General features: G+C 51.3%; 9 protein-coding genes. 3 read left to right on the top strand and 6 right to left on the bottom strand.

Features of this window, described 5'->3' with window-relative positions:
• Positions 1-50 precede the first annotated feature (50 nt).
• Positions 51-797: an NAD(+) diphosphatase gene (gene nudC / locus IZU26_RS08415; protein ID WP_433278259.1), complete on the top strand. Its 747-nt coding sequence runs from the start codon at positions 51-53 to the stop codon at positions 795-797.
• Here nudC and IZU26_RS08420 read toward each other — a convergent pair.
• Complete coding sequence (locus tag IZU26_RS08420; protein WP_433278261.1) at positions 794-2,341, bottom strand: M16 family metallopeptidase; 1,548 nt, start codon at positions 2,339-2,341, stop codon at positions 794-796. The genes nudC and IZU26_RS08420 overlap by 4 nt on opposite strands.
• Positions 2,338-3,813 (bottom strand): M16 family metallopeptidase, encoded by a 1,476-nt coding sequence (locus tag IZU26_RS08425; RefSeq protein ID WP_433278263.1) that lies wholly within the window; start codon positions 3,811-3,813, stop codon positions 2,338-2,340. The genes IZU26_RS08420 and IZU26_RS08425 overlap by 4 nt, the downstream gene beginning before the upstream one ends.
• Before the next feature lie 191 nt (positions 3,814-4,004).
• On the opposite strand from IZU26_RS08425, the gene IZU26_RS08430 reads away from it, so the two are divergent.
• Positions 4,005-6,332 carry a putative glycoside hydrolase gene (locus IZU26_RS08430; RefSeq protein ID WP_433278265.1) on the top strand — a complete coding sequence of 776 codons (2,328 nt, stop codon included), beginning with the start codon at positions 4,005-4,007 and terminating at the stop codon, positions 6,330-6,332.
• A gap of 9 nt (positions 6,333-6,341) precedes the next feature.
• Entirely contained in the window at positions 6,342-7,727 is a 1,386-nt protein-coding gene (mnmE, locus tag IZU26_RS08435; protein WP_433278267.1) for a tRNA uridine-5-carboxymethylaminomethyl(34) synthesis GTPase MnmE, read from the top strand.
• Positions 7,728-7,822: 95 nt separating this feature from the next.
• Here the strand turns inward: mnmE and IZU26_RS08440 are convergent, their stop codons facing one another.
• The 4 genes from IZU26_RS08440 to IZU26_RS08455 form a co-directional block, all read right to left on the bottom strand.
• A complete protein-coding gene (locus tag IZU26_RS08440) occupies positions 7,823-8,488 on the bottom strand; it encodes a DUF2715 domain-containing protein (RefSeq protein ID WP_433278269.1) in 666 nt (221 codons plus the stop codon).
• A gap of 393 nt (positions 8,489-8,881) precedes the next feature.
• On the bottom strand, positions 8,882-9,646 hold the full coding sequence (locus IZU26_RS08445; protein ID WP_433278271.1) for a transglycosylase SLT domain-containing protein: 765 nt from the start codon (positions 9,644-9,646) through the stop codon (positions 8,882-8,884).
• Positions 9,647-9,721: 75 nt separating this feature from the next.
• Positions 9,722-10,261 (bottom strand): hypothetical protein, encoded by a 540-nt coding sequence (locus IZU26_RS08450; RefSeq protein WP_433278273.1) that lies wholly within the window; start codon positions 10,259-10,261, stop codon positions 9,722-9,724.
• Positions 10,262-10,341: 80 nt separating this feature from the next.
• Positions 10,342-10,788, bottom strand: a complete 447-nt coding sequence (locus IZU26_RS08455) for a PTS sugar transporter subunit IIA (RefSeq protein WP_021329093.1) — start codon at positions 10,786-10,788, stop codon at positions 10,342-10,344.
• Between the last annotated feature and the right edge of the window lie 221 nt (positions 10,789-11,009).

The raw sequence follows: 11,009 nt of genomic DNA on the forward strand, positions 1-11,009 counted from the left end.
GAAATGCGGCGTTTACAAAAGACTGTCCGCTCGATATAGTAAGCCTGTCTATGGACTACTATATTTTCCGCAGCAACGACTTGCTCGTACGTAAAGATTCGCATGCGCTGCCCGACGAAAAAGCGTGGCGCGCTTTGCGCGAATCGAAGTCCGTCCGCGATATGTTTTCGGAAACGCCGTACGCATACACAGCCGCCCTCCTTCAAGACGGCGCAGTTGACGAAAATTACGAACTTATCCCTATCCGAAGCTATTTTGCCGAACACGACGAAAGCGAAAGCGCCCGCGCCGCACGCGCAAAGGGAATGCTCTCATGGCGCCGCTCGTATAATTTTTGCCCTTCCTGCGGCGCGCATCTCGCCGATGACGAAAAGCTTTCCGCGCGAAACTGTACGAATTGCGGCGCGCAGTTTTTTCCGCGCATCGAACCGTGCATCATCGTGCTGGTAACAAAGGGCGATAAGCTCCTCCTCGCAAAACACCGAGGGCGCAATCAAAACATCCATACGTGTATTGCGGGTTTTATCGAAATCGGTGAAAGCGCGGAACAGGCGGTCGTACGCGAAGTGCACGAAGAAGTCGGCATCGAAATAAAAGACCTGCGCTATGTCGGAAGTCAGGGCTGGCCCTTTCCCGACCAGCTTATGCTCGGCTTCCGCGCCGAATATAAAAGCGGCGACATACGCGTGCAGGAATCGGAACTCGTCGAAGCGAAGTGGTTTACGAAAGACGCGCTTCCGCCTTTCCCGAAACGGGGAAGCATGGGCTGGCGCCTCATTACGGGCGTATACGGCTAAAATTTAACAGTATCGATATCTTCCGGGCCGACGACGCAAAACCACCTGCCGCCGCCTGCAGCCCAATATTTTCGGAATGCGCGGAGCACATCGTCGGCGCTCACCGAAAAAAGTTCGGCAATTTTTTCGTCGTACGCATACGGGTCTCCGAACATGAGGAGGCTGTATGTGAGGCGCGAAGCGACGCCGGCGTTCGTCACGGACGAAGCGTAAAACGAATTGACGTATTGATTTTTATAGCCTCGAAGCCTGTCGGCGACGGACGAAAAAATATACGTGCCGTCATCGTTTTTTCCGTCGATCACTTTGCCCGCTGCGAAAATCGATTGGGCTTCTTTTTCGTAGCGCACGACGTTTGCCAAATCGCTCGCCTTAAATATATACACGTTCGCAAGTCCCGCCCGCATCGGAGTGACGGATGCGCTCGGCGAATAGCACGCGCCGTATTTTTCCCGCACGACGTTGAAAAGCACTTGCGAATACATGGAAGCGGCGAGAGATGCCGCAAGCATATCATCGTCAAAGAGCGAGGGGCCGCTCATCGCTCTTTCAAGATAGCCCGTGCCGGAAGCGGCTTTGCTTCCGATGACGATCGGTTTTCCCGATACGGTAAGCGGCGGTACGTCGGGGGAGCGAAGATCGTACGATTGAGAGGGAATCGAACCGAAAGCGGCGTCGAGCTTTTTTAATAATTTTTTTTCATCGTAATTTCCGACCGCGACGATCATAATGCGCCGTGCGTCCGTATCGCGCTCATGGAGGAAGCGCATCGCTTCGACCGTAATATTGCCGATCGATTCGGGTTTTACCGACGAGCTTGCCGCATAGGGATGATCTTTAAAAATCGTCCGCGTCATTCGATAGGCGAGCATGCTTTCCGGATCGCTTTCGAAGCGCTGCATTTCCTGCGCGTAATCGGTCATAAGATTTTTATACTGCTGCGGATTATACGAAGGATGCAAAAACGCATCCGCAAAAACCGGCAGCACTTTGTCGAAATAATAATCGATACAGCTCATCGAAAGGACGGCTCCTTCACGCGAAACCTGCGGCAGAATCGAAAATCCCGTTTCGTACGCGAGAGCGCGGAGTTCGTCGTATGTGTACTTTTCCGAACCGCGAGTCATCATATCGAAGAGCGCCTTTTCCAAACCGGACGTTTCGGGAGAGAGATAGGAAGTTCCTCCTTTGACGATGACGGAAAGAGAGAGTTTTCTGTTCGCCGTATTTTTTCGGACGTAGAGCGGGATGCCGTTCGAAAGGCGGAATTCCCGCACATCCTTTCTGACGGAAACGCATCCCTCGGCGGCTTTCGCGTTATCGGTTTTTACCGACGCGCACGAAAGGATAAAAGCGGAAAACAGGAGCGCACAAAACGGAATCGATATCCGCCGAAAGAAAGCAAACCGCGCGGAGCGGATCGACACGGGAACACGGCGCGGGAACCACGTGTGCCGAAAGAAAGCGTATCTCTCGCCGCCGCGCCTCGCGGACGCACGCAAATCGAAACGATAAAAAAACGAACGCATATAAGATCCTTTCATTTTATCGCCTCCGTATCTTTATACCAAAATGCGGTATCGGCGGTGATTTCAGAAAAGCCCGCCGCGGCAAACGCTTCTTTTTGCTTTTCATACACGGCGGGATTGACGAGCACCGTAACGAGCGCGTTACGCTCCGAAACGTATTCCGTCAAAAATCGGTCGATATCGTCTTTATCGATTTTCATCATATTGTCGAGATAGCGATAATAATAATCCGCGTCCGCAGTGATCCACCAAAAACGGAGACTCGTCTTTACGCGCTCGGCCGTTTCTGCGTCGTCGATAAAGGTATCCTTTATCTTTTGATATACGCGCGAAAACTGCCGCGTCGAAAAAATCGACGCATCGCCCCTAATGCGCCCTACGATATTTTCCATAAGCGTCGTATAAAAAAGAGCTGCGCGCTGCGGCAAATCGTTTTCAGGCGAAAGAAGCAAAGCGCCGAACGACAGCGTACTCGTCGCGCGGGTCGTCATATAGCCTTCCCACAGGTAATCGGGATCGGGAATGCCGAGCGCTTCGTTTTGCATCATCGTTCGAACGTAGATGCCGTCGGGATCGTCGAAAAAGTAGCCGAGCATATCGGCGGCATAAGTCGCCTTTCTGTCATAGCCCGCATCGGGGCCTCGCCAGATGACGGACACTTGTGCCGTATCGATCGAAATCCGGTCGTAAGGCATAACGCGGAAGGTCGTGTGCGGAAGCGGATTGACAGGCTGTTGTTCGATCGGCGGAATCCACGGATCTTTTCCGCGTTCCCACGAACCGTACAATTCCTTTGCAAGCGCATGCACTTCTTCAGGATTTACGTCGCCTGCAATAAAGAGAGAAGCGTTGTTCGGTATGTAGTAGGTTTTTTGAATCGCGCGGATCTGATCGAGCGTCGCATTCCGCACGACGGCGGGAGAGCCCGCAGGATCGCATCTCCACGGATATTTCGGAAAAAGCGCCTTTTGAATATCGTACCGGTAAATCGTGTTCGGATCGGAAAGCCCTCCTTCGATTTCCGAAAGCACGACTTTTTTTTCGCGCTCGAATTCCGCTTCGTCCAAAAGCGGTGATCTGATCGCATAGCTCCAAAACTCCATCCCCTCTCGGAGCAGTGCCGACGGCACCGTAAAATAATAATTGACGCACTCCGCGCCCGTCGTACCGTTCCAATCGGGCACTCCCATATCGCTTATGGCGCGCTGCACGCTCGCGGCATTCGGATACTTCGCATTGCCTTTGAACATCATGTGCTCGTAGAGGTGAAAGAGTCCCGCGTTTTCGCTCGTCTGCGCGATGCCGCCAGCCTTTACCGCGATTTCGATATACGCAAGAGGTGCCGCATGATTTTCGACGACGTATACGTCAAGTCCGTTTTCAAGCTTATAGCGGTGCACGTTTTCGATCGGCGTCTTTTCCGCAAAAGAGAAAAAGGCTGCCGACAGAAAAAAGAGAGTAAACACGGTACGTTTTAAAAAAGTCATACCGGCAGTATGCCGAAAAACCGTACATTGGGGAATACCGCGAAAAAAGCGCGTACTATTGCAACGTGCGCGATTGTAATGTGCGCAAAATATTGCCTTCTCCGCCCGTAGATCGTGTACGATGCTGTGCATGTACGATGCGTTTCCCGCTCGATTTAAACATTTGCGAAGGGCTTGCCGATAATCGATATATGGCTCTCTTACTTTTTTTTATCGCATCGTTTTTTTTTATCGCTCCGGCAAAAGGTTTTGCTCAGGATGCAAAGCCGCTCTACGAGCTGCCGTCTTCCGCAGACTCAGGACGGGAAGCGGCATTTCTTGCAGGTTCGGATAAGGGTTTATATAGGATTACGTCATCGAATACCGCGATCCCTTTGTGGACGGACGGAAAAGTCGAGCAGATCGTGCGCATTGAAGCGGGAGAAAATTTCGGCGAACGCTGGTATTTCCGCACATCGAAGGGAATCGTGTACAGCGAAAATCTTGCCGATTTCGAATTGCGCAACAAGGGCATCGCTCCGCTCATTATTAAAAAATACGACGGAAAAACCGTGACGCTTACGGAGCAGGTTCCGATTCTCAAAGATTTGGCTTTCGATCCCTTAAATCCGCTGAACATGGCGACGGCTACCGAAAACGACGTGTACATAACGAGCGACGGCGGAAGGGAATGGAAGTCGATCGGCTCGACGAGCAGGATAACGCCGGGCATCAAAGCCGTTGCGATTGCGACGATGGAAGGAGGGGCGCTCGCCGTATTCGAATCGCACCCGATATTCGGACTTTCGTATATATTTCCGTATGCGAAAAACGCCGTGTGGCAGGATGTTCCCAAGGGTATAAAAATGCCGGCGTCGCTCACATCTCCCGACGAGATTTCGGATATCTATCCGCTCGTGAGGACAAAAGCTGACGGAACGAAGTATACCGAAATCTATTTTGCGCAGTCGTATTTGCCGAACCTCTATCGATTCGATTGGAACTCAAAAACATCCGTGTGCATCTATGAGGGAACGGAACCCGCCGACAGCATAGAAAGCATTGCGAGCGTCGGAGGTGTCCTCGTCTTTACGCGCATAGAATCGCTCGGTTCGATCGATGCCGCGTCTTTGCAAAGTCCCGGCATCCCTGCAAACTTTGAAAGCTGGAAGCGGAGTTTTTCATGCGTTCCTGGCATCGTCAACGCGGCGTGGGTGCCGAAAAGTAAAAGCGGTCTTGCCGAAGGTCTTTTGCTCGGAGAGCTGTGGATGCTCTACCCCGGCACGATAAACACGCCGTACGCGGAAAAAGCGAACTTGAAAAAGGGCGTATACATGCCGCCGAACCGCGGCAGCGAGCAGACGGGAATCGATAATTTCCGAAAATTAATAAATAATAATAATTTGAACGCGCTCGTCATCGATATGAAAGACGATTACGGTCTTTTGCGCTACAAGCCGCGCGATCCGTTCGTCGCGGAAAAAGGGCGCGTATCGCAGTACGCCGTCGATGTCGATCACTTCGTCTCCGAGTTTAAAAAGGATAAGGTATATCTCATTGCGCGCATCGTCGTGTTTAAAGACCGGAATCTCGCCAAGTATTCGGGCGGCAAGTACGCCGTGTGGGATGCCGCGTCGAAAAGTCCGTGGGTCGGCATTAAGTCCTATGATGACGGATCCGATTCGGCCGGGAAAAAGACGGCGTCGTATTACGATGAAAATTGGGTCGATCCGTATTCCGAAGAAGTATGGGAATACAACGTCGCCGTCGCAAAAGAGCTTATCGCGCGGGGCTTCGATGAAATCCAATTCGATTATATCCGCTTTCCGACGGACGGCTTGAATTTGAAGAGCGCGTCGTATCGCTGGCAAAGCAAGGGCATGACGAAAGAGAGTGCGCTCATTTCGTTTCTTTCGTATGCGCGCGAAAACATCGATGCGCCGATCGGGATCGATATATACGGTGCCAACGGATGGTACCGCAGCGGTACGCGCACGGGGCAGGATGCGGAAATGCTCGGCGAATACGTCGATGTCATTTCGCCGATGTTTTATCCCAATCACTTCGAACACGAGTTTATGAACCGTGCTCCCTATGCGGACAGGACGTATCGAATTTACTATTACGGAACGTTCCGCGCGTCGGTGATGACAAGGAACAGAACGATTATCCGCCCGTGGGTGCAGGCGTTCCGATTGAACGTGAGCTACGACCGGCAATATTACGGTACCGAATACATTCAAAAGGAAATTTTCGGCGTGCGCGATTCCGTCGACCGCGGTTATCTGTATTGGAACAATCTCGGCGCCTACGATTATATCCTTCCCGACGTAACGGCCGAATCGAAGTATATCGGTACGGCACCCGAAGCGGATGAAAAGTTCAGAAAGCCCGCGTTCGGAAGCGCGGTAAAGCCGCCCTTTGCCGATGAAACGGTTTCCGTACTCGACAGCGTACTCCATCAGGAAAAAACGCGCAAAGAGTCCGAAGCGTCCGGCTATACGCCGTTTCTCTATATTCCGTTTATGCGCTTGCGCTGAGGAGCGTACATGTCGGGAACCTATACGCCGGATGAACCTATAGCCGCTATAGCGACGGCGCTCGCTCCGAGCGCGCTCGGCATCGTGCGCACTTCGGGAAAAGGCTGCATCGAACTCATTGCCGAACTGTTTTCGCGTCCCGACGCATTGCTGCGTGCCGCAGGCAACACGATCGTGTACGGCTGGATTCGGGACGGAGATAAAAAAATCGACGAAGTGCTCGTGTCGGTTTTTCGTGCGCCGAAAAGTTTTACCGGCGAAGATATGGCGGAAATCTCGTGCCACGGCGGGCCTGCGGTCGTAAACGCGATTAATAAATTGCTGCTTGCAAACGGATTTCGCGAAGCCGAGCGCGGAGAGTTTACGTTCCGCGCTTACGTCAACGGAAAAACCGATTTGACAAAAGCGGAAGCGGTGAGGGAAATCATCGAAAGCCGCACCGACGCATCGAGGGGCCGGGCTGCCGGAAGGCTTTCGGGTTCTCTCTTCGACGAAATCGATTCGATAAAAAAGCTGCTCGTCGATACGCTCGCGTCTATCGAAGTCGCCGTCGAATATCCCGAAGACGAAGAGACGATAGCGGATTCTTTCGACCGCACGGACATCGAGCGGGCGGCATTTTTTTTGCAGTCTCTCGTCGATTCGTGGAAAAGCGAAAAGCTTTATCAGGACGGAGCGCGCGTTGTTTTGTGCGGAAGGACGAACGCCGGCAAATCGAGTTTATTCAATACGCTTTTAAAAGAAGAACGCGCAATCGTTTCCGACATCGCCGGTACGACTCGCGACTGGCTTGAAAGCTGGGCTGATTTCGAAGGCATACCGGTGCGCCTCTTCGACACGGCGGGCTTGCGCGCGACGGCGGACATCGTCGAAAAGCAGGGCGTCGAATCCGCTCGTTCCCTTACAAAGGATGCGGACGTCGTACTCTATCTCGCCGACGGTACGGCGGGTTTTACATCCGACGACGAAGCTTTTTTGAGAGAGTGTTCCGAACCCGTCGTGTTCGTATGGAACAAAAGCGATATCGAAGGTGAGAGGCGGCTTTCCGATGAACAGAAAAAAACGATCGCGGATCTGCGCGCGGAAGCGGTCGTGAGTGCAAAAAAAGGCGACGGAATCGGAAAGCTCGTCGAAGAAGTAAAGCGCTCTCTCGTTTCGGGGACGGATACGGATCGGAAGCAGGCGGGGCTCGGATCGGCCAGACAAAAAAAATCGGTCGAAGAAGCGCTTTCAAGCGTGCGCCATGCGCTTGAGAGCGCCGACGAAGACTACGCGCTCGATGCCGTCGTTCAGGATTTGGAAGACGCGCTCGCTTTTCTCGGCGAAGTAACCGGAGAAGTGACGCCGGAAGACATACTCGAAAGCGTATTCGGCAATTTTTGCGTCGGAAAGTGAGCGTGCAGAGGCGGGCTTTCCCGTCGGCGCATATTGCGTTCGGACGATTAAACGGTACCGCTAAAAACGGCCGAGTTTTTAGCGGCAGTCAATTATTAAAATTTGAATACCGGACCGACTTTTACGGTACCCATGTAGGAAAACCCGATCGAATACACTCGGTCATCGTTGCTGTTCTTACCTAAGTTTCCGACTGCGAATCCGAGCGCATCCGTCACCATCAAATTGATGCCGATGTTTTTTGTAAAAAAGAACTGCGCCCCGGCCTGTACCGGAATGCCGAAAGTAACGAGAGGCATATTCTCCGGCAAGTATCCGTGGCTTTCAAAGCTATACGGTTTTAGTCTCCCGGCGCCCCAAATAAATCCGGACCCGATGTTGATAAAGAGCTTTTGGTTGACCAATTTGAATGTATAGCCGAAAATAACGCTCTGTTGAAAGAGGGTATTTTTCTCCAGTTTTAAGTTTCCCGAATCGTCTTTAAGCTTCATTATACCTTTGCCTATCGGAGAAAAATCGTTGTTTACCATAAAAGTAAAACCTTTGTTCGTAATAAGCCCCAGCGTTATACCGACGGGCATGTGATTGAAATACATCTTACAGGTTTCACGGTCGCCGGCATGCGATCCTTCTTGCGCTACTGCGATCCCTATGCTGCTCGTATTGGAAAAGCCTATCGTGGGCGAGAGAATAAATTCCGCTGCAAACGAATGCGCGGAAACCGCTGCTGCTGCCAAAAAAACCAAAAACAGTTTTTTCATTTTATACTCCTTTTGTTTACAGGCACTGCCGTAAAATTTGTGAATCTTTTTAATGAGCATTGCTGCCCTTTAAATGCGGAAGATGATCGCCTGCGTAATACGGATGCGATTTTGTAATGAGAAAAGATTGCAGTGCCCAATACGAAATAAACCGGCGGGTGTTTTGATACAGGAGACTCAATTTTTTAACAAAATTGAGCGCATCGGTTTTTATAATTGTATTAAAGAGTGTAGTGCGCATAAAAGCTACTTTTCAAATTCAATAATTACTATAAATATTTTTTATTTTCCTGTCAAGAAGGGCTTACACATGAAAATCTATATTCTCCAAAAAACAACCGTTATCGTAAAAAATCGGCTGCATTTCCGGCGGCAGCTCTGTCGTTTGCGCGTTCAGCGTTTTCCGCCCATCGCGACCGATACGTTCGCATCGAGCGGATTATTGTAATCGATATATGCCATAACTTCTTCGGCAAAGCGTTTGTCGATCATCTGCTTGTGCGTCATGATATTCCCGATATAGTTGAGCGTCGACTGCGGCGTACTGTTTGCGCGCACGCGGTTCGCGCCCGCGTTGTACATCGCAAGCGCGGGAATGATGTTTCCGGCGATATTGAGGCAAAAACGCAAGTGCGCCATACCGTAGCGCGCACTGACTGCGGGATTAAAAAAATCTTTTTCGCCGAGATGAGGAAACGAGCGGTCGTTGAGCTGGAAGAGACCGCGGTCGATTGAGCTGTTCGTATTGTAGTTGACCGCTCGTATATTGTAACGGCTTTCCGTATATGCGAGCGAAAATGCGAGCGACAGCGGAATATCGTTTTTGTCGGCAAACTCGAGGATGGCCAGCGTAATGTCGCGATTGTTCGTTTCGCTGATATAAAAATCTTCGACGGCGAGCCGGTAATACGGCTGGCGGTACAGCGTGAGTCCCTCGTCTCCGTGCCGCACGGCAGCGGGTTTGTCGGACAGCGGCGTATTGAATTCCGCCCGTATTTTCGGCTTTTCGTTTTTTGCTGCGGGAATGTCGAAGGGTGCGACCTTTTGTTCGGGAAATATAAAAAATATCGACAGCGCCAATGCACCCAATATACTTATAAAGATGAGGACGCTTCGCTGCGTCTTTGCAAAATTTTTTCCGTCCGGTTTGTATTTCATTTTTATTATACCGATAATCGGCGCGCGCACGTGCGTCGTCTGTACGTCCGTCCCGCCCGCGACAAAAGCTTACGGTTAGGCGCGCCCGCCTCCGACGGCGTACGTGACGAAAGACGAACCCGCATGCCGGTTTGAAAAATAGACATAGTGCGCGTGCTTTTCGCTCATCGCGTCGATAAAGGCCGCCGCTTCGCTTTCGGTCATTGTATCGAGAATCGCAAAACCGATGACGGACGCGCAGTCTTTAATCCTCCTTGCCGTATGACACATCGCTTGCGTCAACCGCCCCGCGCCGCACCCGCAGTCCGAAATCGGCACGACGACAGCATACGCGCCATACGTCTCGATACTCTTTAAAAACACGCGGAGGGCTGCAAGATACATTTCATCGTACGTATTTTCAGAAATTTCTGCGGTACGGAGCGGAACGTATACCGCGAGGATTTTGCCCCTATCCTGCGAAAACCTTTTCGCTTCCGCCTCCGCGCTTACGGACGAAGCGTCTGCAAGGACGCTCGAGTCGAACGAGATCAAAGCGCCCGTATCGGCTTCCTCGCCCGTTTTAAGCGCATAAAGTTTTCCGTTTTTCGATTCGAAGCGCGCATCGAGTTTCATACCGTGAGTTTAAAATAAAAACGGCCTTCATGCAATACATAAAGACCGCCTTTAATCGTTTTCCCTAAAAAACGAAAACGCTATTCGGTGAGGATTCTGATGACTTCCGCTTTGTCCTGCGTTTCGAGGATGAGCTGCCGTTTTTCCGGGCTCTTGAACAGGAGGCTTACTTCTGCGAGGAATTGAAGATGCGGACCGGTTTTATTTACCGGAGAAAGCGTCATGATAAAGATACGGCACGGCTCTTGATCGAGAGAATCGAAATCGACGGGATTGTCGGAAATGCCGATGCATGCGACGAGGTCGCTCACCGTGTCCGTTTTTCCGTGAGGGATCGCGATACCGTGCTTCATGCCGGTAGACATTTTACGTTCGCGGTCGAGCACGCATTCACGAGCAGCCGCTTTATCCGCAACTTTACCGGCCTTTACGAGCAAGTCAAGCATTTCGTCGATGATCGCTTCTTTTGTTGTTCCTTTGAGATGGAGATCTACGGTATCGGTCGTTAAAACTGTTCTTAAGTCCATACTAACAGTGTATGACGAGATTGATTTCTTGTCAAGGAGAAAAATTCCGTTTGTCTGCACTCTTTGATCGCATTCTTAAAAGAAAACGGATGTGTACTTCGGCTCGCGTTACAGTTGTTCGACTTCGGTGAGGCCGGCAGCCTGCATTATCTTTTGTACGGAATCGCCGGGCTGTTTTGCTATGCGTGCGGTTTCAAGCGCTTTTGACGGGAACCTTCAGT

Origin of the sequence: Treponema sp. SP13, assembly GCF_050938355.1 — a bacterium.
In the GTDB taxonomy this organism is placed as follows: Bacteria; Spirochaetota; Spirochaetia; order Treponematales; family Treponemataceae; genus Treponema_D; species Treponema_D socranskii.

What these genes read in the sequence shown, in the direction of transcription:
- nudC (WP_433278259.1), top strand. Translation starts at nt 51, where the DNA reads ATGGACTACTATATTTTCCGCAGCAACGACTTGCTCGTACGTAAAGAT.
- IZU26_RS08420 (WP_433278261.1), bottom strand. Translation starts at nt 2,341, where the DNA reads ATGAAAGGATCTTATATGCGTTCGTTTTTTTATCGTTTCGATTTGCGT.
- IZU26_RS08425 (WP_433278263.1), bottom strand. Translation starts at nt 3,813, where the DNA reads ATGACTTTTTTAAAACGTACCGTGTTTACTCTCTTTTTTCTGTCGGCA.
- IZU26_RS08430 (WP_433278265.1), top strand. Translation starts at nt 4,005, where the DNA reads ATGGCTCTCTTACTTTTTTTTATCGCATCGTTTTTTTTTATCGCTCCG.
- mnmE (WP_433278267.1), top strand. Translation starts at nt 6,342, where the DNA reads ATGTCGGGAACCTATACGCCGGATGAACCTATAGCCGCTATAGCGACG.
- IZU26_RS08440 (WP_433278269.1), bottom strand. Translation starts at nt 8,488, where the DNA reads ATGAAAAAACTGTTTTTGGTTTTTTTGGCAGCAGCAGCGGTTTCCGCG.
- IZU26_RS08445 (WP_433278271.1), bottom strand. Translation starts at nt 9,646, where the DNA reads ATGAAATACAAACCGGACGGAAAAAATTTTGCAAAGACGCAGCGAAGC.
- IZU26_RS08450 (WP_433278273.1), bottom strand. Translation starts at nt 10,261, where the DNA reads ATGAAACTCGATGCGCGCTTCGAATCGAAAAACGGAAAACTTTATGCG.
- IZU26_RS08455 (WP_021329093.1), bottom strand. Translation starts at nt 10,788, where the DNA reads ATGGACTTAAGAACAGTTTTAACGACCGATACCGTAGATCTCCATCTC.